General features: G+C 64.6%; 28 protein-coding genes and 2 tRNA genes. 17 read left to right on the forward strand and 13 right to left on the reverse strand.

Features of this window, described 5'->3' with window-relative positions; genetic code table 11:
- Positions 1–13 precede the first annotated feature (13 nt).
- Positions 14–874 (forward strand): geranylgeranylglycerol-phosphate geranylgeranyltransferase, encoded by an 861-nt coding sequence (locus tag CUJ86_RS09880; protein WP_130647422.1) that lies wholly within the window; start codon positions 14–16, stop codon positions 872–874.
- A gap of 16 nt (positions 875–890) precedes the next feature.
- Positions 891–1,301, forward strand: a complete 411-nt coding sequence (locus CUJ86_RS09885) for a bactofilin family protein (protein ID WP_130647423.1) — start codon at positions 891–893, stop codon at positions 1,299–1,301.
- Here CUJ86_RS09885 and CUJ86_RS09890 read toward each other — a convergent pair.
- Genes CUJ86_RS09890 through CUJ86_RS09905 form a run of 4 tightly spaced genes read right to left on the reverse strand, consistent with a single transcriptional unit; the run spans position 1,288 to position 4,778 of the window.
- The gene (locus CUJ86_RS09890) at positions 1,288–1,965 is read right to left on the reverse strand and encodes a DUF116 domain-containing protein (RefSeq protein ID WP_130647424.1); all 678 of its coding nucleotides are present in this window, start codon (positions 1,963–1,965) and stop codon (positions 1,288–1,290) included. The two genes, CUJ86_RS09885 and CUJ86_RS09890, sit on opposite strands and share 14 nt — an antisense overlap.
- A 23-nt stretch (positions 1,966–1,988) precedes the next feature.
- Positions 1,989–3,014, reverse strand: a complete 1,026-nt coding sequence (mtnA, locus tag CUJ86_RS09895) for an S-methyl-5-thioribose-1-phosphate isomerase (RefSeq protein WP_130647425.1) — start codon at positions 3,012–3,014, stop codon at positions 1,989–1,991.
- Positions 3,011–4,294, reverse strand: coding sequence for a CoB--CoM heterodisulfide reductase iron-sulfur subunit A family protein (locus CUJ86_RS09900; protein WP_130647426.1), 1,284 nt, complete (start codon positions 4,292–4,294; stop codon positions 3,011–3,013). Before CUJ86_RS09900 ends, mtnA begins: the two co-directional genes overlap by 4 nt.
- The gene (locus CUJ86_RS09905; protein WP_130647427.1) at positions 4,287–4,778 is read right to left on the reverse strand and encodes a gamma carbonic anhydrase family protein; all 492 of its coding nucleotides are present in this window, start codon (positions 4,776–4,778) and stop codon (positions 4,287–4,289) included. The genes CUJ86_RS09900 and CUJ86_RS09905 overlap by 8 nt, the downstream gene beginning before the upstream one ends.
- Positions 4,779–4,808: 30 nt before the next feature.
- Here CUJ86_RS09905 and CUJ86_RS09910 point away from each other — a divergent pair, with 30 nt between their 5' ends.
- The gene (locus CUJ86_RS09910) at positions 4,809–5,273 is read left to right on the forward strand and encodes a phosphopantetheine adenylyltransferase (RefSeq protein WP_130647428.1); all 465 of its coding nucleotides are present in this window, start codon (positions 4,809–4,811) and stop codon (positions 5,271–5,273) included.
- 85 nt (positions 5,274–5,358) lie between these two features.
- Here CUJ86_RS09910 and pyrI read toward each other — a convergent pair whose 3' ends face one another.
- The 6 genes from pyrI to CUJ86_RS09940 are packed head-to-tail and all read right to left on the reverse strand — an operon-like array spanning position 5,359 to position 9,599.
- The gene (gene pyrI / locus CUJ86_RS09915) at positions 5,359–5,820 is read right to left on the reverse strand and encodes an aspartate carbamoyltransferase regulatory subunit (protein ID WP_130647429.1); all 462 of its coding nucleotides are present in this window, start codon (positions 5,818–5,820) and stop codon (positions 5,359–5,361) included.
- On the reverse strand, positions 5,817–6,713 hold the full coding sequence (gene pyrB / locus CUJ86_RS09920; protein WP_130647430.1) for an aspartate carbamoyltransferase: 897 nt from the start codon (positions 6,711–6,713) through the stop codon (positions 5,817–5,819). The genes pyrI and pyrB overlap by 4 nt, the downstream gene beginning before the upstream one ends.
- Position 6,714: 1 nt before the next feature.
- Positions 6,715–7,440 (reverse strand): methyltransferase domain-containing protein, encoded by a 726-nt coding sequence (locus CUJ86_RS09925; protein ID WP_130647431.1) that lies wholly within the window; start codon positions 7,438–7,440, stop codon positions 6,715–6,717.
- Positions 7,437–7,781 carry a nascent polypeptide-associated complex protein gene (locus tag CUJ86_RS09930; protein WP_130647432.1) on the reverse strand — a complete coding sequence of 115 codons (345 nt, stop codon included), beginning with the start codon at positions 7,779–7,781 and terminating at the stop codon, positions 7,437–7,439. Before CUJ86_RS09930 ends, CUJ86_RS09925 begins: the two co-directional genes overlap by 4 nt.
- Positions 7,782–7,783: 2 nt before the next feature.
- The gene (locus CUJ86_RS09935) at positions 7,784–8,260 is read right to left on the reverse strand and encodes a PUA domain-containing protein (RefSeq protein WP_130647433.1); all 477 of its coding nucleotides are present in this window, start codon (positions 8,258–8,260) and stop codon (positions 7,784–7,786) included.
- Positions 8,205–9,599, reverse strand: a complete 1,395-nt coding sequence (locus tag CUJ86_RS09940; protein ID WP_130647434.1) for a single-stranded-DNA-specific exonuclease RecJ — start codon at positions 9,597–9,599, stop codon at positions 8,205–8,207. Before CUJ86_RS09940 ends, CUJ86_RS09935 begins: the two co-directional genes overlap by 56 nt.
- A 94-nt stretch (positions 9,600–9,693) precedes the next feature.
- Between CUJ86_RS09940 and CUJ86_RS09945 the strand changes: the two genes are divergently transcribed.
- The 12 genes from CUJ86_RS09945 (at position 9,694) to CUJ86_RS10000 (ending at position 16,320) form a co-directional block, all read left to right on the forward strand.
- A complete protein-coding gene (locus CUJ86_RS09945) occupies positions 9,694–11,100 on the forward strand; it encodes an NAD(P)H-hydrate dehydratase (RefSeq protein ID WP_130647435.1) in 1,407 nt (468 codons plus the stop codon).
- A complete protein-coding gene (gene moaC, locus CUJ86_RS09950) occupies positions 11,093–11,569 on the forward strand; it encodes a cyclic pyranopterin monophosphate synthase MoaC (protein ID WP_130647436.1) in 477 nt (158 codons plus the stop codon). Before CUJ86_RS09945 ends, moaC begins: the two co-directional genes overlap by 8 nt.
- A gap of 102 nt (positions 11,570–11,671) precedes the next feature.
- Positions 11,672–12,262, forward strand: coding sequence for a 50S ribosomal protein L15e (locus CUJ86_RS09955; protein WP_130647437.1), 591 nt, complete (start codon positions 11,672–11,674; stop codon positions 12,260–12,262).
- Positions 12,263–12,290: 28 nt separating this feature from the next.
- Positions 12,291–12,926, forward strand: a complete 636-nt coding sequence (locus tag CUJ86_RS09960; RefSeq protein WP_130647438.1) for an RNase P subunit p30 family protein — start codon at positions 12,291–12,293, stop codon at positions 12,924–12,926.
- Entirely contained in the window at positions 12,923–13,402 is a 480-nt protein-coding gene (locus CUJ86_RS09965; protein WP_130647439.1) for an Rpp14/Pop5 family protein, read from the forward strand. Before CUJ86_RS09960 ends, CUJ86_RS09965 begins: the two co-directional genes overlap by 4 nt.
- Entirely contained in the window at positions 13,402–14,157 is a 756-nt protein-coding gene (gene psmA, locus CUJ86_RS09970) for an archaeal proteasome endopeptidase complex subunit alpha (protein WP_130647440.1), read from the forward strand. The genes CUJ86_RS09965 and psmA overlap by 1 nt, the downstream gene beginning before the upstream one ends.
- 5 nt (positions 14,158–14,162) lie before the next feature.
- Positions 14,163–14,867 (forward strand): ribosome assembly factor SBDS, encoded by a 705-nt coding sequence (locus CUJ86_RS09975; RefSeq protein ID WP_130647441.1) that lies wholly within the window; start codon positions 14,163–14,165, stop codon positions 14,865–14,867.
- 43 nt (positions 14,868–14,910) lie between these two features.
- A complete protein-coding gene (locus CUJ86_RS09980) occupies positions 14,911–15,201 on the forward strand; it encodes a 50S ribosomal protein L37ae (RefSeq protein ID WP_130647442.1) in 291 nt (96 codons plus the stop codon).
- 5 nt (positions 15,202–15,206) lie between these two features.
- On the forward strand, positions 15,207–15,341 hold the full coding sequence (locus CUJ86_RS09985) for a DNA-directed RNA polymerase subunit P (protein WP_130647443.1): 135 nt from the start codon (positions 15,207–15,209) through the stop codon (positions 15,339–15,341).
- Positions 15,338–15,736, forward strand: a complete 399-nt coding sequence (locus CUJ86_RS09990) for a Brix domain-containing protein (protein ID WP_130647444.1) — start codon at positions 15,338–15,340, stop codon at positions 15,734–15,736. Before CUJ86_RS09985 ends, CUJ86_RS09990 begins: the two co-directional genes overlap by 4 nt.
- Entirely contained in the window at positions 15,729–15,971 is a 243-nt protein-coding gene (locus tag CUJ86_RS09995) for a KEOPS complex subunit Pcc1 (protein WP_130647445.1), read from the forward strand. Before CUJ86_RS09990 ends, CUJ86_RS09995 begins: the two co-directional genes overlap by 8 nt.
- Positions 15,964–16,320 carry a prefoldin subunit beta gene (locus CUJ86_RS10000; RefSeq protein ID WP_130647446.1) on the forward strand — a complete coding sequence of 119 codons (357 nt, stop codon included), beginning with the start codon at positions 15,964–15,966 and terminating at the stop codon, positions 16,318–16,320. The genes CUJ86_RS09995 and CUJ86_RS10000 overlap by 8 nt, the downstream gene beginning before the upstream one ends.
- 461 nt (positions 16,321–16,781) lie before the next feature.
- Here the strand turns inward: CUJ86_RS10000 and CUJ86_RS10005 are convergent, their stop codons facing one another.
- Positions 16,782–18,311 (reverse strand): 2-isopropylmalate synthase, encoded by a 1,530-nt coding sequence (locus tag CUJ86_RS10005; protein WP_130647494.1) that lies wholly within the window; start codon positions 18,309–18,311, stop codon positions 16,782–16,784.
- Positions 18,312–18,451: 140 nt separating this feature from the next.
- Between CUJ86_RS10005 and CUJ86_RS10010 the strand changes: the two genes are divergently transcribed.
- A tRNA-Tyr gene (locus tag CUJ86_RS10010) sits at positions 18,452–18,556 on the forward strand.
- A 12-nt stretch (positions 18,557–18,568) separates the two neighbouring features.
- Positions 18,569–18,641 (forward strand) — tRNA-Asp (locus CUJ86_RS10015).
- 72 nt (positions 18,642–18,713) lie between these two features.
- Here the strand turns inward: CUJ86_RS10015 and CUJ86_RS10020 are convergent.
- Together CUJ86_RS10020 and ppk1 are read right to left on the reverse strand one after the other, a co-directional pair.
- The gene (locus tag CUJ86_RS10020; protein ID WP_165394868.1) at positions 18,714–20,303 is read right to left on the reverse strand and encodes a Ppx/GppA phosphatase family protein; all 1,590 of its coding nucleotides are present in this window, start codon (positions 20,301–20,303) and stop codon (positions 18,714–18,716) included.
- Positions 20,255–22,309, reverse strand: a complete 2,055-nt coding sequence (gene ppk1, locus CUJ86_RS10025) for a polyphosphate kinase 1 (RefSeq protein ID WP_130647448.1) — start codon at positions 22,307–22,309, stop codon at positions 20,255–20,257. The genes CUJ86_RS10020 and ppk1 overlap by 49 nt, the downstream gene beginning before the upstream one ends.
- Positions 22,310–22,313: the final 4 nt, after the last annotated feature.

Here is a 22,313-nt window from a genome sequence, read left to right on the forward strand (position 1 = left end):
GCATTTTTTTCAGATGTACGGCTATATCGCCATCACCCGCCCGGTCAACGCCATTGTCGCCGGGCTTGCAGGCGTCCTCGGCTACCTCATCGCCACCGGCACCGTGGTGCCGGAGTCCGCCGTGCTGATCGGGATCATCGGCCTGATCACCGCCGCCGGCAACACCATCAACGACTACTACGACGCTGCCATCGATGCCGTCAACCGTCCTGACCGCCCCATCCCATCGGGCGCCGTCTCAGAGCGGGGCGCCCTCCTCTGGGCGGGAGCCCTGTTTCTCGGCGGGATCCTGCTCGCCCTCCCCACCAACCCCCTCTGCTGGGGGATCGCCGCCGTCAACTCCATCCTTCTCGTGCTGTATGCGGCCAGACTGAAGGCCACCCCCTTCCTCGGAAACCTGACCGTCGCCTACCTCTCGGCCTCGATCTTCCTCTTCGGCGGTGCGCTCGTCGGCATCGACGGCCTCACCGCAAATCTGCCGGTGGCCGGCGTCACCCTGCTGGCGATGCTTGCACGGGAGATTCTCAAGGACGCCGAGGATATCGAGGGCGACCGCGCCGGCGGGGCGAGGACCCTGCCGATGATCGTGGGTGTGGAGTGGAGCATCATCCTCGCCTTCGCCTTCGCCCTGGCCGCCGCCGTCCTCTCGATGCTCCCGGTCTTCAGGTGGTGGGGCCTCCCCTACCTCGTTGCCATCGGCGCCCTGAACCTCGCCGTCCTCGTCCGCTCCCTGCGGGTGCGGGGGTGCACCCTGCCTGCCTGTGTCCGGGCCTCTGGCGTCACCACCACCCTGAAGAGCGGGATGTTCCTCTCCCTGGTAATCTTCACCGCAGCTGCGCTCCTTTCCGAAACCTTTTATGGTGCGGGGGCATGATCGTACCTGAGACTCTATGAAGGTTTACCAGAGCGGAGACACCTATATCGCCCCAAAAGGATCTTTTTTTGACGGGAATGTCCACATCCCCGGCGACTTCATCGTTCCGCCTGAGACCCATATCTGGGGAAAACTCGACGTCGACGGCTGCCTGGAACTCGGCGCCCTTTCAACGGTCGGAAAGGACGTCACCTGCACATCAGGCGTTATCGGGAGGAACGTCAGGATCAAGGGCTCCCTCACGGTCAAAGATAATATCACCCTCTCCGACAACGCCATCGTGAAATCCGTCGCCGCCGGAGGCGATATCATCCTCCGACCCGGGGTGAAGGTCGGCGAGGTCAGGAGCGACGCCACGATCTATGTCTACGGGCGGATCACGAGCACCCGCCTGTTCGGCAGAAATGTGAAGGTTATGGGGAACTAGGCCCGGAAAGACCGACCTGTGCGATCTCTCCGAGATCGCTCCAGTCGAGCACCGTCTCGACGCATCCGTCCTTCATGGTGACGACGCCCATTCCCACAAGCCCGATGCGGTCACAGAGTTCGAGGCCCTCTTTTACCTCCATCAGGCATCCGACGCCGATGATCGCCTCGGGCTGATATTTTTTCACCATCCGTTTCAGGAAGGTCGAACCCGGAACGATGAATACCCGGTAGCCCATCTCCTGAAGACGGTCGATCTCATGACCGATATCACAGCGTCCGCAGCGGCGGCAGACCAGTCCTTCTGGGGTGAGGTGGGCCGGGCATTCGCCTGAACGCAGGCACTGGGGCAGATAGATTGCCCGTTTTTCCACCGGCGTATCCCCGAACTGCTTCATGTTCATCGTATTGTGGAGCCTGATGAAGAAACGGATGAGGTCCTTGTCGTCAAACCCGAAAAATTTGCATATCCCCTTGATCACTCCTTCGAGCAGCACCAGACCGCTTTTCATCAGGCGGGGGAAATAAAACTCCCCGCTCTGGATGGAAAGGGCGGCGATAACCAGAAGGACGGCGGAAAAGAGGATCACACCCGCGATCAGGAAGAACGTGACCTCACCGATGAGCATCATCACCTGCGACCAGATCGGGGTATCGAAGAACATGCAACAGAATGAGGAGGGATTGGTTAAATACTTCTTCTTCCGGGCATCCGCCTGTACGGAGGCCGCAGCACACCCTCTTCGGTGACGATCGCTGTCACCAGGTCGAGGGGGGTGGCGTCGAAGGCGAGGTTCGTGCAGCGAACACCCTCCGGCACCGTCCGCCGCCCATTAAAGACGGCGATCTCGTCGGCGCTCCGCTCCTCGATGGTGACCTCCGCCTCCGAGCGCTCAGGATCGAAGGTCGAGAGGGGAGCGGCCACATAGAAGGGGATATTGTGGTGACGGGCCGAGACGGCGTGCATGTAGGTGCCGACCTTGTTGAAGACGGCATCCCGCGTGATCCGGTCCGCCCCTACGACGACGCAGTCGATCTCGCCCCGCCGCATCAGGAAGGAGGCGGCCGAGTCCGGGATCACCCGCACCGCAATGCCGTCCTCGGCCAGCTCCCATGCGGTGAGCCGCGCACCCTGGAGCAGGGGGCGGGTCTCACAGGCCGTCACCGACAGGCTTTTTCCGGCCTCTGCCGCCGAACGGATCACGCCGAGCGCCGTCCCCCATGCGGCGCAGGCGAGGGCGCCGGCATTGCAGTGGGTGAGCACCCGTGCACCGTCCGGGATGAGGGCGGCGCCGTGGGCACCGATCCGGCGGCAGGTTTCTTCGTCCTCCCGGGCGATGGCATCGGCCTCCTCGACCGCAACACTAACCGCATCCCCGACGGTGTTGCTCCCCGAAATGGCGGCGAGCACCCGATCGATCCCCCACCCGAGGTTCACCGCCGTGGGGCGGGTGGCCCGCAGGGCGTCGGCGGCGGCGGTGACCGCCGCCAGAAATGCATCGCGGCCGGGGTCCCGGTTCAGCATGGCGGCGAGGGCGACACCATAGCCCCCGGCCACACCGAGGGCCGGGGCGCCCCGCACCTCGAGGCGGCGGATCGCCAGGCACAGACGCTCGACGTCGGTGCACACCACAATCTGCCGTTCGGTCGGGAGGCGGGTCTGATCGATCAGATGGATCGCCTCCCCTTCGCGCCAGATCGTGCGGGGGATCATTCTTGCGCCCTCAAGACGTCGGTATAGGCCCGCATCGCCGCCGCACCGCCCATCGCCACGCAGTCCGGGATGTCCTTCGGTGCGACAACGGTCCCGGCCACATAGATGCCGGGGCGGATCGTCGCCACGGTGTTCGTCTTCTCGTCGAGGGTGTGGACAAAACCGGTCTTTTCAAGGCTGATGCCGAAGCGTTCGGCCACCTCGGCCGCCCCGACCGGCGGCTCCATCCCCACCGAGAGCACGACAAGGTCCGGGCGGAGGGTGGTGACCTCGGCGGTCTCGGTGTCCTCGACCTGCATCTCAATGCCGGAATCGTTCCTGAGGATCTCCCCGGGGAGGCCGCGCACGAACCGCACCCCCATATCGACGGCGCGGTTGTAGTACTCCTCGTAGCCCTTGCCGTAGGCGCGGATATCCATGTAGAGCACCGTCACCTCGGTCTCGGGGTGGTGCTCCCTGATCAGCATGGCGTTCTTCATCGCCGCCATGCAGCAGACGCACGAGCAGTAGGGGCGGTCGACCTGCATGTCGCGTGACCCCACGCACTGGAGGAAGACCACCGATCGCGGCACCCGCCCGTCGGAGAGGCGCCTGAGCGCCCCGCCCGTCGGACCGCTGGCATTGATCATTCGCTCGAACTCAAGGCTCGTGATCACGTCCGGGATGTTCAGATAGCGGAGGTTCCCCTTCTTTGCCGGATCAAACGTGGCATAGCCGGTGGTGATGACTACGGCCGCCGCCCGGACCGTAGACTCCTCCTCGCCGTCCTCATCGTCGTGCAGCACCGCATCCCGCCCACAGGCGTCATAGCAGAGTCCACAGTCGATGCAGTGCTCGGCATCGCGGATGGTGATGTTCGGGACAGACTGGGGCATGGGCCGATAGATCGCCTTTCGCACGCCGATACCGGCGTCGAAACGGTTGTAGACCTCCACCGGGCAGACATCGGTGCAGTCGCCGCAGCCGTTGCACCGCTCCTCGTCCACATAGCGGGGGTGGCGCCTGAGCCGCACGGTAAAATCGCCGACCTCGCCCTCGATCCCCACAACCTCGGTGCAGGTGTGAAGCGTGATCAGGGGATGGCGCTCCACCTCCACCATCTTGGGGGAGAGGATGCACATCGAGCAATCGTTGGTCGGGAAGGTCTTGTCGAGCATCGCCATGTGCCCGCCGATCGATGGTTCGCGCTCGATCAGCCTGACCCGCACCCCATGGCCGGCGAGATCGAGGGCGGCCTGGATGCCGGTGATCCCGCCACCGACCACCACTGCCTCATTCACCGAGATACCCCCCGGCCAGGTCCATATAGACACGGGCATTCTCCAGGATCGACTCACGCTCGGCGCCGGTCACCTCACGGACCACTTTTCCAGGTACCCCGAGCACGAGCGATCCCGGCGGGACGACCCGCCCCTCGGTGACAACCGCACCTGCGCCGATGATCGAACCCTCGCCGACAACCGACCCGTTCATCACGATTGCCCCCATGCCGACGAGGACGTCGTCAGAGATGGTGCAGCCGTGGACGATCGCCCCGTGACCGATCGAGACCCTGTCCCCGATGATGGCGGGATGGCCCGCGGAGACATGGACGGTAGCGTTGTCCTGGACATTGGACCCGGCCCCGACGACAATCCGGTCGCGGTCGCCGCGGAGCACGGCACCGAACCAGATGCCCGAACCGTCGCCGATCGTGACATCGCCAAGCAGCGTGGCGTTTTCGGCGACAAAGACCCGATCGCCGATGCGCAGATTGTGGTTCATACTAATAGTACAGGTAGCCCATGACTATGAATGAAGATTATGGTAGGGGGGACCTTTTCACCCCTCCACGCCGGGCACAAAAAACTGATATCGCGGTCCTTCGAACTCGCCGGACCGCGCGGCCGGGTGGTGATCGGCCTCTCCTCAGACGCCTTCGCCGGGAGAAAGAGCCATCCAGTCATGCCCTATGCCGAGCGTGAAGGCGCCCTCAGAACCTATATCCAATCCCTCGGCACAGAAACCCCCTGGGAGATCGAGGCGCTGAACGACCGTTACGGATCGGCCCTCGAGACCGATTTCGATATCCTGGTGGTCTCTGAGGAGACGCTGCCGGCCGGGATCGAGATCAACCGCCTCCGCCGGGCAAAGGGGATGCCGATGGTCGAGATCCACCAGATCGCCTGTGTTCTCGCAGAGGACGGGCGCTGGATCTCCTCCACCCGGATCATCAGGGGCGAGATCGACGACGAAGGCCATGTGATCGGCTGGGAGTAGGGCCCTCCACGCCCCCCCTTCAGGGGCGATCAGGATGGATGGGTGAGGGCAGAAGGCCGGTACCGATTCGTACAAAATAGAGAGATCAGATAATGTGCCCGGCGATGTCCTCGGTGAGGTACCACTCGCAGTAGGTGCAGTGGAGCCCCTTCGCCGTCACCTCGAACCGGCTCCGCACCGGTTCGTTGGTATTGGTGATGCAGCCCGGGTTCGGGCAGCGGATGACGCCATAGAGGACGTCCGGGATCTCGACACCCTTCTTGTCGAAGACCAGATAGTCCCTGATGATATTGATGGTGGCGTTCGGTGCGATGAGGGCGATCCGGTCCACCTCCTCCTTGCAGAGTTCCCTGTTCTCTATCTTGACGATATCCTTCTTTCCGGCCTTGCCGCTTGCCACATTCGTTGCAATGGAGAGAATCTCGTGAGTCGTGCCGGTGATCCCCAGGATCCGCAGCACATTGAAGGCCTCACCGGCCGTGATGTGGTCGATGACCGTGCCGTTCCGGATCGGGCTGATCTGGAGCGTCCGGCGGTTTCCGGTCATCCCATCACCTCCATCAGCAGGGCCATGCGGATCGGGATGCCGTTTCTGGCCTGTTCAAAGTAACGGGCGTGCGGGAGGGTGTCCACCCGCGAATCGATCTCGTCCACCCGCGGCAGGGGGTGAAGGACGATCATCCGCTCCCGCACCCCCTCCAGGAGTTCGGGGGTCACCCGGTAACTCGAGGCAACGGCATAATAGGAAGCGGTGTCGGGAAAACGCTCCCGCTGGATGCGGGTGACATACATCACGTCGAGGGTGTGCGCAAACTCCGTGATGTCGGTGTGCACCACCACCTCCACGCCGGCATCCCTGAGGCCCTCGATGACGTTCTGGGGCATCTCAAGGCTCCCGGGAGCGAGGGTGTGGATGGTGGCGTTGTACTCGGCCAGGGCATAGGCCAGCGAGTGGGCCGTCCGCCCGTAGCGGAGATCACCGAGCAGGCCCACATCGATGCCGTCGAGGGGCATCGCCTGCCGGATCGTATAGAGGTCGATGAGGGTCTGGGAGGGGTGCTGCCCGGCGCCGTCGCCGGCGTTCAGCACCGGCACCGAGGAGAACTCGGCCGCAAGGCGCGCCGCCCCCTCCCTGGGGTGGCGGAGCACGATGGCATCGGCATACCCGCTCACCACCCTGATAGTGTCGGCCAGGGTCTCGCCCTTGGAGACCGAACTCGCCTCCACACCGCCCATGTCGATCGACCGCCCGCCAAGACGGGCCATCGCCGCCTCAAACGACATTCTTGTTCGCGTGGAGGGCTCGAAGAAGAGCACCCCCAGGATCCTGTCGGCGAGGGCGGTGCGGTCATAGCGCCCCGCATCGATCGTCCCGGCGCTGTCGAGGAGGGCATCGATCTCCTCCTTCTCAAATTCCCGTATTGAGATGATATGCCGCATCTTATCGCCTTGCAATCGTGATATAGCCCGAATGACCGACACGCGTGGAGGGGCGGGTGCCGCGGGACCCCCGCGTCATCTCCCGCTCCATGCACTCATAGGTGTGCACCTCTGAAAAGAGGTTTGCGGCGGCGTCGTAGGCCACCGACATCTGCTCGAGAAACGGGGTGTAACAGGCGCAGTAGCCCCCGCTCCGCAGGAGGCGGTGGGCATGGGCGAGGTGCTCGGCCCGCACCGGCAGGTCGAGGTGGACGACGTCAAAGAGACCCTCGACCTCGAGCACGTCGCAGGCCCGCACCTCCACATTATCAAGCCCGGCATCCCTGATGTTCGCCTCCGCCTTTCGGGCGAACTCGGGGCGGACCTCGCAGGTGACGACGCATCGTGCGATGCTGCCGAAATAGATCGCCGCAATCCCGCTCCCGGTGCCGGCATCAAGGACGGTGTCCTCCCGGTTCATGCCGGTGTAGGCGATCACCATGCCGATGTCCTTGGGGAGCATCGGCGCCCCTGTCCGGGAGGCATGGGAGAAAAAGTCGGTCGGGCGGGGGCGGCGGACCACAAACTCCGTCCCGAGATGGGTGGCGACGATATCGCCGTAGTCGCCACCGACGAGGGCGGCGAGGTCGAGTATGCCGAGATCGGTGGAGAGCGTCCCCTCACCGGCACGCACATAATATTCTCTCGTCCCGGAGACGAGGACCAGCCGCTCCCCCGCCTCGATCATGCCCCGGTCAGACGCAGGATCGCCTCTGCGATGTCGCCGCCGGCGGCCTTCAATGCCTCCCGGGCAGCGTCGGCACCGGCGCCGGTCTGCTCCATCACCAGTTTGACGTCGTCTTCAGGGATCTCAAGCTCTGCCGGTTCGAAGCGGGCGTCACCGGTGATCTGGTAGGTGGTGACCCCCTGCATGATGGTCGCAACCACCTCGGCCTGATCGAAGACATAGTCCCCGGCACCGGTCTCGATGACGATGCGCCGCACGTCCTCCAGGGTCTCCATCTCCATGCCGAGCTGCTTCATCATCTGCTTCATTTTCTTTGGATTGATCTTGCCGCCTGGAAACACGCTCAGGTTCCTCCTTTCCTTACGTTTACCGCTACTCCGTAATTAAATGCCAGCATTTCTGCTCCGGACAGCACCGCCTCGCCGGTGGCGATCACCTCGTCGCCGGCGCCGACCACGATCACCTCGTCGCCCGCACGGATGCCGGGGTCAGCCGCCACCACATGCCTGGCAAAGGCGTTCTTGCCCCGGGCGATGAACTCGGTCACCTCGGCGGCGATCTCCACCCGGTAGGCCGGCGGGGGGATGGCCCGCGCCAGGCGGCGGGCGCCCTCGATGCTGAGGGTGAACCGCCCGTCCCGCGCCCTGACTGTTACAATCCGCTGCCCGCCGTCCGTCACCTGCCGGACCCGTCTGGTCTTCGACCTGATAAAGCGGCAACCGGCGGGAAAGAGCGCCACGCCCGCACCCCGCCCGAACTGGAAATCAGCAGTCGTTCTGACCTGCTGCTCCGCGCTGTTTCCTGATGATTTCGTTGACACGAGAAACAAACTCCTTTTCCATTTTCTGCGGGATATAGGCCCCGGCCGCGATGGCATGACCGCCGGCGGCACCGCCGAAGGGACCGCAGGCCTCCACCAGCGCCTCCTGCAGGTCGATGCCTGACGCCACCATCGCATCGGTCGCCCGCATCGAGACCTTGGTGAGCGTCGAATCCTCGGGGAGGGAGCACATCACCAGGATCGGCTTGTCCCGGTTCAGCCGCGAGAGCGCCATGCCGGCCCCGATCCCGACGACCGTGTCCGGGAACCTGTCGCCGACATGGAGGTGCTGCACGCCCTCACCCTCGGTCACCCCATGCTCAATAATATGGTTCATCAGTTCCCGGATCGTCGAGCGGTGGTGGCTGAGCATGTGCTCAGCCTCCCGGAGCGCCTCCCCCCGGTCGCCGGCGCAGATGGCGCTCCCCACGTCGGGCCGCGCCCAGCGCCCGCAGGCGTTCAGCAGGGTGGAGTACTCGGCGGCGTTGTGCAGGGCCGTCCGTTCTGCCTCGTCCGGGAAGAGATATACCTCGGCGCAGAGCCGTTCGACGCTCCCGCCGTGGGCGACGATCTGCTCGGCGAGGGCGGAGGTCACCGCCTGCCGCTCGTCCGCGGAAAGGTCCTCCCAGACCCGCAGGCGGCCCCGGGCGGTCCGTTCGGGCACGCCGATATCCTTGAGCAGGCGGCGGACCGCCGGCGGACTGGTGGTGATCCCCTCGATATGGGGATCGTCGGTGTAGGCGATCGCCGTGGCCAGGGGGCGGGTGGAGATCCCGTAACAGTTGAGGTCGCGGCGGGCCTCGACATTGCCGTAGGCGATCCCCTCCCCGGCGATCTCCCGCGCCAGCCCGATGAGCCCGCAGTCCTCACGCGCCATCATGTCCCCCACATTCCCGATCACGGCGAGTTTGGCCAGGTCGCGGTTGTCGGCGTCGATCGACTCCGCCACCAGGTAGGCGGCACCGGCCGCGGAGAACTTTGTATGGCCGTAGGGCAGGGCGTTCACCTGCAGATAGGGGGTGTCCACGTCCTGCGTCACATGATGGTCCACGATCACCACCTCATCGGCGGTGAGGCCGCGCTCCTCGAGCAGGTTCTGCTGGCCGGCACCGAGATCGGAGAATACCTTGAGGGAGTCGTCCTCCGGCACCCGGTGCATCATCAGGGGTTCGAGCTGCCGGACGAACACCGGCGTCGCCTCGATACCGGCGCGGGTGATCGCCTGCATCAGGATCGACATGCTCGTGATCCCATCGGCATCGATATGCGAGATGACCGTCACCTGTTCGGCCCCGAGGATCTGCTCGGTTGCCGTCCGCACGTCGCCCTCAAGACTCATGCCAGAGGATCTCTGCATGCGGGCAGATATAACCGACTCTACCGGCCCACAGTGAAGCGCAACCTTTCTATCGGCAGGGATGCTACCTGCCGGTATGCAGGATGCCTTCTCATTTGATCTCAGGGACCTCGCCGGCTTTTGCGAGGGCGGAATCATCACGCCGGAGCGGATGCGCGCCGTGGACCAGAACGCCATCGCCCTCGGCGTCCCGGGGATCAGGCTGATGGAGGCGGCGGCAGCGGCCCTTGCCGTCGCCGTGAGGGAGTCCGACCCCGAACGGGTGCTCCTGCTCTGCGGGCGCGGCAACAACGGCGGCGACGGTCTGGCGGCCGCCCGTCACCTGCAGGACCTGGAGTGCACGGCGGTCATTCCTGCAGACGGGAGGGCGACACCCGAGTTTCTCCTCCAGAGGGAGGCGCTGCTCCACGCCGCCGTGGACCTCCGGGAGGTGCGGACACCGGTCGAGGTGGAGGCGCTCGAACCCCTCTTCAGGGAGGCCGACGTGATCGTCGACGCCATGCTCGGGACCGGGGCGTCCGGGACGGTGCGCCAGCCCCTCTCCGCCATGGTCCGGCTGATGAACGAGAGCGCCGCCCGGGTGGTGGCGGCCGATGTGCCGACACCTGACGCCCGCTCAGACCTGGTGCTCGCCTTCCACCGCCCGAAGACAGCAGGGGCGCGAACCGCCGGGATCGGCATCCCGGTCGCCGCCGAGATCTGCACCGGCCCGGGCGACCTCCTCTGCCTCCGCCCCAAGGGGCCGACGGCGCACAAGGGGGCAGGCGGCGAGGTGCTCGTCGTGGGCGGCGGCCCCTACCAGGGCGCACCCTTCCTTGCCGGCATGGCTGCACTGCGCGCCGGCGCCGATATCGTGCGGGTGGCCTCGCCGGTCTATGTCCCCTGCCCCGACCTGATCCATGTCCCCCTCTCCGGCACGCTGGTGGGCGAGGAGCACAGCGACCTGCTCATACCCATAGCAGAACGGGCCGATGTGGTGCTCTGCGGGAACGGCCTCGGGCCCGGCAGCCACGGTGTGGTGAAGGCCCTCGCCCCCCATGCGAAAAAACTCGTGATCGACGCCGACGCCCTCCGCACCCCCCTGCCGGCCGGGGCGGAGACGATCTACACCCCGCACGCCGCCGAGTTCAGGCGCGCCTTTGGTCGCCCCCTGCCGGCGGGAATGCGGGAGCGAGCGGAGACGGTGCGCGACGCCGCCCCCGAGGACTCTGCAATCCTCCTCAAGGGGGCCGTCGATATCATCTCCGACGGCAGAAGGGTCCGCTTCAACCGCAGCGGCTGCCCGGCGATGACCGTCGGGGGCACCGGCGACGTGCTCGCCGGGGTGGCGGCCGCCCTCTTCTGCAGGCTCCCGGCCTTTGAGGCCGCCTGCGCTGCCGCCCATGCAAACGGTCTCGCCGGAGAGCGCGCCGCCGGCGGACGGGACGCCGGGCTGATCGCAACAGAGATGCTCCCCTGGATCGCAGAAGTACTCTATGGTTGAGTTTACCCATATCGCTGATGACCGCGCCCGGATGGTGGACGTTTCGGCAAAGCCCGACGTCGTCAGGGAGGCGGTGGCGGCCGGCCGGATCCGCCTCCGCCCAGAGACGCTGGCGGCGATCCGCGAGGGAACGGTGCTGAAGGGGAACGTGCTGGCCACCGCCCGCGTCGCCGCCACCCTGGCGGTGAAGGACACGCCCCGGATCATCCCGATGTGCCACCCCCTCGCCCTTGGAGGGGTGGAAGTGGACTTTGCAGAGGTCGAAGGCGCCATCGAGGCGAGGGTGCGGGTGCGCTCCTACGGGCGGACCGGCGTTGAGATGGAGGCGCTCACCGGCGTCTCGGCCGCCCTGCTCACCGTCTGGGACATGGTGAAGTCGGCGGAGAAGGACGAAGACGGGCAGTACCCCTGGACCGGGATCGAGGGGATCGCGGTGATCGAGAAGCGGAAGGGGCCGGCCGGACCGTGATTTTAATATCTGACGGACGCATACCAGTACAGAACTGCGGGATCCGTCCCGTTCAGGAATGTGGTGCATCGCAGATGCGCCGAACCTCAAGGTGAAAAATCCATGGCAAAGTCAATGTATGCCTACGTCCGCGAGGCGTGGAAGAACCCGGAGAAATCCGAGGTTAAGCGTCTTCTCTGGGAGCGGATGCAGACCTGGAGGCGGGAGGGTGCGGTGGTCCGCATCGCCCGCCCGACCCGTATCGACCGTGCACACACCCTTGGCTACAAGGCAAAGCAGGGCGTCATCGTCGTCCGTGCCCGCGTCCGCCGCGGCGGTCGCCGCAAGTCCCGCTATATCCGCGGTCGCCGCACCGCCCGGATGGGCATGCGCCGGATCACCTCGGGCAAGAGCATCCAGCGGATCGCCGAGGAGCGCTCCGCCCGGAAGTACCCGAACATGGAGGTGCTCAACTCCTACTGGGTCGGTCAGGACGGCCGCTACAAGTGGTATGAGGTCATCCTGGTCGACGGCAGCCACCCGTCCGTCATGAGCGACCCGCACCTTGCATGGATCGGTCAGGCGAACCAGCGCGGCCGTGCCGACCGCGGTAAGACGATGGCCGGACGCAAGGGCCGCGGCCAGCGCCGCAAGGGCACCGGCACCGAGAAGACCCGCCCGAGCATCCGCGCCCACGGCAACCGCGGAAAGTAACCACCCCCATTTTTTTTGGAGCGCACCGATGGCGTACGCTGATGCCTGCGTGCATCCCTATCCTTCCGGCGATTCCTCGCTTCCACGCATGGCCCTCGAGGCGCGTGAGTGCGGATATTCGATCATCGTCTCGGATGTCGGGGAAGGGGAGTTTTATGGCGTGCGTGCCGTCCGGGGCGTGATCGTCCGTGAACGAACCGCAAAGGACGCCATCCGGGCGGTGCGGCGGGCGCCCGACGATGCCATCGTCTCGGTGTGTGCGGGCGATGCAGGCTTCACCAGATCGATGGTCTCTTTTCCGGGCGTCCATATCCTCAAGGGGGTGCACCTGGCAGGAAAGTTCGCCTTTGACCATGTGGCGGCGAGGACCGCCGCAGAGAAGGGAGTCTGCGTGGAGATCGACCTTGCGCCCATCATCGCCTATCGCGGTCGGGAGCGGCAGCGGGTGCTCGCATGCTATGCTGACATCCTCCACCTCCAGCGCCGCTACGGTTTCGGGCTCTGCATCGGGAGCAATGCCCGATCGGTCCTCGGTCAGCGGAGCGTCCGGGAGGCATCAGGGCTCTGCTCGCTCTTCGGGATGCGGGAGGAGGAGTGCATCGCCGCCTTCTCCTCGGTTGAGGGGCTGCTTGAGCCCTCAGGGCCGGTGCGGGTGGTGCCATGAGGCCGCGACCCAAGGCCCTGCGATGGAAGCGGCGATACCTGCTCGTCCGCATCCTGCCGCCCTGGCAGGAGGTCGACGGTAAGGCCCTCTATCTGGCGATCAATGAGGCGGTCACCAGCCTCTTCGGCGATGCCCGTGCGGCCGAGATCGGTGCCGCCGTCGTCCGGAGCGGCGACGGACATGCGATCGTCCGCTGTGTCCGCGGGACGGAGGGGGATCTCGGCGTGGCCTGCGCAACCGTCACTGCAGTCGGGGAGCACCCTGTCGCCCTCAGGAGTGTCGCCACCTCCGGAACGATCGCCGCGCTCAGGCGGCGGATGGAGGGAAGCGTCCATGCCACGTCCCCGCATGAGGAGAGGGACGAGAACGGAAGGCAGATGTTCCGCTATGGCGGGCATAAAATTGATGTACTGCAAGAGGGTAATAAGAGGCAGGGCATCATCTTTTTGTCAGATTACACAGGAGAGGAGATCTAATGCAACCACAATATCAGATGGGATATGACCGGGCCATCACGGTCTTCAGTCCGGACGGCCGCCTCTATCAGGTGGAGTATGCACGCGAGGCGGTGAAGAGGGGGACCACCGCCGTCGGCATCAAGTGCAGCGAGGGTGTGATCCTCCTTGTCGACAAGCGGGTTTCCTCCCGCCTTCTCGAACCCTCGTCGATCGAGAAGATCTACAAGATCGACGAGCATATCGGCGTCGCATCGTCCGGCCTTGTCGGCGATGCCCGCCTGCTGGTGGACCGCGCCCGCGTGGAGGCCCAGATCAACCGCGTCACCTATGACGAGAGCATCGACGTCGAGAGTCTGGCCAAGAAGATCTGCGACCATATGCAGGTCTACACCCAGTTCGGGGGCGCCCGCCCCTACGGCACGGCCCTGCTGATCGCCGGCATCTCCGAAGGCGAGGTCCGCCTCTTCGAGACCGACCCCTCGGGCACGCTCCTCGAGTACAAGGCGACGGGCATCGGTATCGGCCGCCCGGCCGCCATGAAGATCTTCGAGGAGGAGTACGACCCGGCCATGACGATCAGCGGCGCCGTCCATCTCGGCCTGAAGGCCCTGCATGCCGCCACCGAGGGCAAGTTCGATGTCGGCACCGTGGAGATCGGGGTCATCGAGACGCAGAACCCGGTCTTCCGCAAGATGGAACCGGCCGAGGTCAAGGCATTCGTCGACGAGGTCGAGTTCTCGCCATCTGAAACCGGCGCCGACCAGGGTGAGTGAGAGGGATGATCCCGCTGGAGCGGGCGGTGATCGCCCGTCTCGAGAGCCATGGCGAACGTTTTGAGATCGGGGTCGAACCCGATCTCGCCATGCGGATCAGGCAGGGCGAGGAGATCCCGATCGAAGACGCTGTTGCCGCCGAATCGGTCTTTGAAAGTTTTTCCCATGGCGAACGCGCCTCGGATGAGGCGCTCCTGAAGGTCTTTGGCACCACCGAATTCGAAACGGTCGCACGCCGGATCCTCAGCAAGGGCGAGATTCACCTGACATCCGACCAGCGGCGCCGGATGATCGAGGAGAAGCGGCGCAAGGTCATCACCTTCATCTCCAGAAACGCCGTCAACCCGCAGACAAAACTCCCCCACCCTCCGCAGCGGATCGAGATGGCGATGGAGGAGGCGCGGGTGAACATCGATCCCTTCAAGCACGTGGACGAACTGGTGAAGGATACGGTGAAGGCCCTGCGCCCGATCCTCCCGATCCGCTTCGAGGAACTCAGACTTGCCGTGCGGATTCCCGCCGACCATGCCCCCCGCGCCTATGGCGAGATGCAGTCGGCGGCAACGGTCGAACGGGAGGAATGGCAGTCGGATGGTTCGTGGATCTGCGTCTGCCGCATCCCGGCGGGTATTCAGTCCGAGTTCTATGCAGTCGTCAACCGTCTCTCCAGGGGGGAGGGAGAGGTGAAGGTGCTGGAGCAAGTATATTAACCAAAACGGCTAACCTTAGTAAGCATATCAGGGGTAATCCAGAATGGCGAGGCGTAAACAGAAGGCAAAAGGCAAAGTCACCGGAAGTGCAGGGAGATTCGGCCCGAGATACGGCAGATTCATCCGCAAGCGCGTGCTCCAGGTTGAGCGCGTCCAGAAGGCCACGCACACCTGCCCGCGCTGCGACCACAAGGCCGTGCGCCGTGTCGGGACCGGCATCTGGCAGTGTCGCAAGTGCGGCTTCAAGTTCGCTGGCGGCGCCTATGCCCCGCAGACGCCGTCCCTCCGTGTCGCCCTCCGTACCATCGAGCGTGCGATCGAGACCCAGGAGTAAGCGGCGTGGCAAGTTCATATAAATGTGCGCGGTGCAAGCAGAAGGTGGAAATCGACCAGAACGTCAGATGCCCCTACTGTGGACACCGCATCCTGTTTAAGGAGCGCGGGGCTGCGATCAAAGAGCTGAAGGCTCGATGACCGTCGTCACCACCTCCAGAAAAGCAGCAAATGACCTCCGGGCGCTCGCACGGCACCTCGCCTTTGCGACGGGCGCCCGTTATCTGCCCCGCGGAAAGACCGGTTTTGCGGCGCTTTCCGACGAGGCGGTGATCCTTTTTACGCGGGAGCATGGTTCAGTCCACCTTCAGGTGCTTGAAGAGGGTGATGTGATCCATGATTTCACGATCCGGCGGGCATCGATAATCGAACGGGAGGGCACCATCCAGCGGCGCCTCCGGATTGCCGACCAATCGGTTTATGATGTCCTGAAAGTATATTGTGATGCAGAACTGACCGGGGCGACCGAACCCGGGATCGTCTTCGACGGACAGCAGAAAAAACGGATCGTGCTGGAGGTGGGGGACGATGCATGAGGCAGTCTTCTCCTTCACCTCCCCGCAGGCGACCCTCCTCCACCGCGTCCTCGCCCCTGAGGCCGGTGAGGTGGCGGGGTCGCGGTCCTGTGAGGAGGTCATGCTGGAGGGGGATGATCGCCTTGTTCTCAGGGTGCAGGCGGCCGATGTCCATGCCCTTCGGGCGGCCCTGAACATGTGGCTCCGGTTGATAACCGTTGCAGACGAATTACAGGAGATGATCATACATGAGTAGTGTTCCACCCAAGGTCCAGCAGCAGCTCGGAATGCTGCAGCAGATCCAGCAGCAGCTCCAGACCGTGGCAGGGCAGAAGGCCCAGTACGAGATGGCGGTGAAGGAGACGAACCGCGCCATCGAGGAGCTGAAGGAGGTTTCCGACGAGTCGCCGGTGTACGTGAACGTCGGGACCGTGATGATGCAGAAAGAGAAGGAGAAGGTGCTCGCCGAACTGACCGAGAAGGCAGAAACGCTGGACCTGCGAATCAAGTCCCTTGAGAAACAGGAGAAGGCGATGCAGGCGAAGTTCGAGCAGCTCCAGGCCCAGATCAAGCAGGCGATGAGCGGCAGCCCTCAGGCCTCTTAATCGATATTTTTTCTTGTTCTGATATTTGTCCCGCTGGACGGCAGGTGCCGTCTCACTATTCAGGTGCCGGGCATTATGTGCCTTCTGTGCAGTACAGCCCATGTCATCCTGTTTCACTCGTTTGCCAGGGAAAGGGCGCCCCGCCCACTGAAGGGGATTGCTCTGTCCCGGCCCTGTGCTGACGGGAGGTTCCACCCCCCGGTCGCTGCGATAGGGGCGGGACGGTTCCTGGCGGTGTTTCCGGGAGATGCGCCGCCCCATATACCAGATCCAACGATTGATGAAAATAGAGAAAGGCAATCGAGAACCCACACTCCCAGAGTTTTCTCAATCCACTCCCAATGGCAGTAACGGGGCGAATCGCCGGTGCAGGGCACCCACATGAACAAGCACAGAGGCGGATTCCCCAATATAGTGTAGAAAATAGAAAATTCGACGAAAAATAAGGGGGTCTCCCCCCTTCAGGGAGAGGGTTTTTTCTCCGCCACCCTCTGCAGGAGGTTGATGGCATTCACCATGGCGTCCACCGAGGCGATCACGACGTCGTCTGAGGAGGACGATGCATCGAAGATGTGGCCCGTGGCGTCCTCGACGGTAATGGTCACATGGCCGATGGCGTCGGTGCCGCCCGAGATCGATTCCACCGCAAACTCCTTCAGGTGGACCGGTTCGGGCAGGCAGTGGATGATCGCCTTCATGGCGGCGTCCACCGGGCCGTTGCCGGTGCTGCACGCCACCTTCTCCTCGCCGTTCACCGTCAGGTTCACCGAGGCGGTCGGCATCACATGGTTGCCGGTGAGGATGGCGATGTCCCTGAGGCTGACGGCCGGAGCGACGCCGCCCATGCCGGTCACTTCCTCGGCGATCGCATAGAGGTCGGCATCGGTGATCCGCCGTCCCCGTCCGGCGATCCACTTCATCTTCTCCATGATCCGGTCCAGTTCGGCATCGGAGGGAGCGATATGGACGTCGGCCAGGCTCTGCCTGACGGCATGGCGACCGGCATGCTTGCCCAGTTTCAGCCGCCGCCGGTGCCCGACCATCTCCGGGGTCATGATCCCGGGCTCGAAGGTGTCGGGGCGCTCCAGCACGCCGTGCGAGTGGATCCCGCTCTCATGGGAGAAGGCGTTCTCACCGACGACCGGCTGGCAGGGCGGGATGCTGATGCCCGCATACCTGGAGACGAGGCGGGAGGTCTCGACCAGGCGCTCGGTGATCACCTCGGTCTCGATCCCGTAGATCCGTTCCAGGGCCATCACCGTCTGGGCGAGGTCGGCGTTTCCGGCCCGTTCACCCATGCCGTTCACCGTCACCTGGACCTGCGAGGCGCCGGCCTCCACGGCGGCCAGGGTGTTTGCCAGTGCCAGCCCGAAGTCGTTGTGGCAGTGGACGTCGATGGGCGCCCGCACCTCCCGCACCACGCGGGCGATGAGGTCACGCATCACCGTTGGGGTCATCACCCCGACGGTATCCGGGATGTTCACGGTCGTGGCCCCGGCCTCAACCGCTGTCCGGCATACCTCGATCAGGTACGGCCAGTCGGTGCGGGTGGCGTCCATGGCCGAGAAGAGGCATCTATCGAAGTGTTCCCTCGCATAGGCGACGGTCGTCGCCGTGGCGTCGATCACCTCGGTCCGGCTCTTCCTGATGGTGTGCTCCCGCTGGATGTCGGACGTGGGGATGAAGACATGGATCATGTCGACGCCGGCGTCGATGCAGGCGTCCACGTCATCCTTTCGCATCCTGGAGAGTCCGCATACCTGTGCACCCGTTCCGGCGGCGGCGATCGTCCTGACCGCCTCCAGTTCGTCGGCCGAGGAGGCAGGGAAGCCGGCCTCGATGGTGCGGACTCCGATGGCAGCGATCTGGCGTGCAATCTCGACCTTTTGATCGATGGTGAAGGATACGCCCGGCGTTTGTTCGCCGTCGCGGAGCGTGGTGTCGAAAATAGCGATGTTCTTACGTGCATTCCCGGGGGTGAAGAAAACGATACCCCCTTGTACCGGTTGTGTCTGCGTCTGTGCGAGACATACACAAAAAACGACCTTCGGATATAAATAGATGAGTACGATTGCATCGGAGCCCACCGATACCTTTAATAACAAGTCTAACCCACCTATGTAGCGCAATACCCGCCTTAACTCAGACTGGTAGAGTGCGCGGCTGTAGTTTGGTTTACCGTCACGGTGACCGCGCGGCTACCGCGATGTCCCCGGTTCGAATCCGGGAGGCGGGATATCTGCAACGAGCCCAGGTAGTGTAGTGGCCTATCATGATGCCCTGTCACGGCATCGACACGGATTCGAATTCCGTCCTGGGCGTTCTTCCTTTTTGTTGAAATTGTCCATTCAAGGCATTTTCAGAATGTTTTTGCAAGAATTCAAAAAAGATTCTCAGTCGGTTTCGGCAATTACGAGATCGATCCGCTTTCCAAGCCCCTTTTCCACGTCCTGCAGGGCATCGCGGAGTCCCCAGATCTCAAGGTCGCATTCCCCCCCGGGCGTGACCACGATCCTGAACATATTCCCGTTCTTTTCAAAGACCGCGTCCCGCACGAATCCCCGATGACTCCGGTCGAGGTTCTCGGCGATACGGAGGATCGATGAGAGGATGCGGACTGTCCGGGCGTCACCGCCGGCGACACCGGCGGCCTCCAGCACCTTCTTTGTCGGGGGCTTTTTCCGGTGGAATCGGGCCGTCTGGGCGATGATCCGCACCTCTCTCCTGCTCAGCCCCGGCAGGGATGCGTTCTCGATGATATAGCAGGAATGGTTCTGGTGGCCGCGGAACGAGATGAGGGTGCCGGCATCATGGAGGAGGGCGGCATATTCGAGGAGCTCCCGCTCGGTCTCGCCGAGCGAGTGGAGGCCCACCTCCCCCCCGGTATCGAAGAGACGGAGGGCGAGGCGCACCACCTCGCACGAATGCCCCTCGTCGGCCCGGCAGAGGCGGGCGAGCTGCAGCACACCCTGCCGGCGCACGGGCAGCGGTGTGCCCTGCGGGAAGCCGTCGATACCGCTGAGATAATCGATGAGCAGTCCCTCCCTGACGCCCCGGTCAGAGATCCGCATCTCCGGTATACCGATCTCGGCCATCAGCACCTCCAGGATCACCGCTCCGCCGACGATGATGTCGGCGCGTTCCGGGTTCATGCCGGCGACGACCCGCCGTTCGGCAAGGGTCATGCCGATCAGGCGGCGGATCGTGCTGCAGAGGCCGTTATAGGTGAGCACATTTTTGTCCCCGGCAATCGCCGCCAGGTTCTCGATCGTCCCTGAGCTGCCGAAGGCGGACAAGGTGCCGATATCGCCGAAACCACCGAGGGCGCCGCGCACCCCCTCGAGCACATGCACCCGCATCGCCGCATGGGTGTCTGGACCGTATCGCCCGTCGCCGTCAGGGGGAAAGAGGGCGGAGAGGCGGATCGCCCCGAGCCTGAGGCTTGCACGGTGGCGGGAGGAGTGGTGGGTGCCGACCGAGACCTCGGTCGAACCGCCGCCGATATCGATGAAGACCGCCTCTTCATCCCCGACACCGCCGCCCGACGCCACGCCCAGGTGGATGAGACGGGCCTCCTCGACACCGGAGATCACCCGCATGGCGATCCCGGCCCGTTCCCTGAGCAGGGCGAGGAATTCATCCCTGTTCTGTGCTTCGCGGCTTGCCGAGGTCGCCACGGCCACCACCTCATCGGCGGAAAAGCCCCGGGCGACCTCCATGAAACGGCTGCAGACCAGGACCGCCCGTTCCATTGCGGCCGGCTGGAGGAGTCCCGTCTCGAACTCGCCCTCGCCGAGACGGATCGTCTCCTTCTGCCGGGTCAGAACGGCATATGAACCGTTCGGGTCAAGCCTGACGATGAGCAGACGGACCGAGTTGGTGCCGAGGTCGACGAACGCCACCACCCTCCCGCCGGGAGGGATCGCTTCGCCGGTCACTGCTCCCCGTCCTCCCGCCAGCAGCCGCGGTGTCCGACCATCCATGCCTGGGCATCGCATGTTCCGTTCAATGGACGTTCATAGGCGCCGTCCGGGAGGAGACGCCTCGCCCGCACATCGTCGGCCAGGTGCACCCGCAGGAGCCGGAGCACCGCCTCCCGCACCCCGGGGTCGTCGATCGGGAAGAGCACCTCCACCCGGCGGTCCAGGTTTCTCGGCATCAGGTCGGCGCTCCCCACGAGCACCTCGCCGCTGCCGAAGGCATAGATCCGCACATGCTCAAGGAACCGCCCGACGATCGAGGTGACGGTGATCGTCTCCGATATCCCGGGCAGACCAGGGCGCAGGCAGCAGATGCCGCGCACCTGCAGGTCGATCCTGACACCGGCCTGCGAGGCCCGGTAGAGGGCGTCGATGATCTCCTGGTCGACGAGTGCATTCATCTTGAAGGCGCACCAGCCATCGCCGCCGCTCCGCCGGCGCTCGATCTCTTTTTCGATCCGCTCCAGGATTCCCTGCCGCATGGAAAGGGGGGCGACGAGCAGTTTTTCATAGCGCCCCTTTCTGGAGAGGCCGGTGAGCACATTGAAGAGATCGGAGACATCGGTGGCGATCGACGGATCGGTGGTCCAGTAGCCGATATCGGTGTAGATCTTCGCCGTCCCGGCATTGTAATTGCCGGTGCCGAGATGGACGTGGCGGACGATCCGCCCCCCGGCCCGCCGCACGATCAGGCAGACCTTTGCATGGACCTTCAGCCCCATGATGCCGTAGACCACATGGACACCCGCCCGCTCCAGCGCCCGGGCCCAGCCGATATTGTTCTCCTCGTCAAAACGCGCCTTCAGTTCTATTATCGCCGTGACCTGTTTCCCGTTCTGGCGCGCCTCCATCAGGGCGGCGACGATCGGGGAGTTCGATCCGGCCCGGTAGAGGGTCTGCTTGATGGCCAGGACGTCCGGGTCCTGGGCGGCCTCCCTGATCACGGCGACCACCGGCGCAAAGCTGTCGTAGGGGTGGTAGAGGAGGAGGTCCGTATCCTCCAGGCGGGGGAGGACCGGTCCGGCACGGTTGAAGAGGGCAGGGACGGCCGGAAGGAAGGGCGTATCCCGCAGGTCAGGACGGTCGGTCCCTGCGATCTCCATCAGGTCGGCCATGCCGATGGGAGGGTCGAGGGTATAGACCTGCACGGGGGGGAGACCGAGATAGGCGGCAAGCCGCTCCCTGATCCATTCGGGCATCGCCGTGGTGACGGCGAGGCGGGCCGGTGCGCCCCGCCGGCGGACCTCCATCCCCTCCTCGATGGCCGTGAGCAGGTCAGAGGCCTCGTCCTCCTCGATCTCGATATCGGCATCCCGGGTGACCCGGAAGGTGTGGCACCCCTCGATCTCCATCCCCACAAACAGCAGGTCCAGATTGGCCTCCACCACCTCCTCGATGAAGACCGTGTGGCCCTGCCGGCCGGGTATGCGCACCAGGCGGGGCACGAGCCCGGCGGGCACCTTGACGCGGGCCAGGGCCCGCACCCCCCGCACCGGGTCTCGGACGGCGACGGCCAGGTTCAGGGAGAGGTTGGAGATGGCGGGGAAGGGATGCGAGGGGTCGATGACCATCGGGGTGAGCACCGGAAAGATCTCCTCGGTGAAGAGGCGGCGGAGGGCGGCGCGTTCATCCCCGTCCAGGTCGCCATAGCGGCGGATATGAATCCCGGCCTCCCGCAGCGCCGGCAGCAGCGCCTCATGCCAGCACCGCCGCTGCTCCTCCATGAGGGGGAGCACCCGGGCACGGATCGCCTCCATCTGCTCCTGCGGCGACATGCCGTCCGGCGGTGCCTCGAGGGCGCCGCAGATGATCTGCCGCCTCAGCCCGGCGACCCGGATCATGAAGAACTCGTCCAGGTTCGAGGAGAAGATCGAGAGGAACTTCACCCGTTCAAGGAGGGGATGGGTGTCGTCAAAGGCCTCCTCCAGGACACGCCTGTTGAACTCGATCCATGAGAGCTCCCGGTTGATGTAGAGGGCAGGATCGCCGGGGGTGATGGCCTCTTCCATACTG

Origin of the sequence: Methanofollis fontis (genome assembly GCF_004297185.1) — an archaeon.
Classification (GTDB): Archaea; Halobacteriota; Methanomicrobia; order Methanomicrobiales; family Methanofollaceae; genus Methanofollis; species Methanofollis fontis.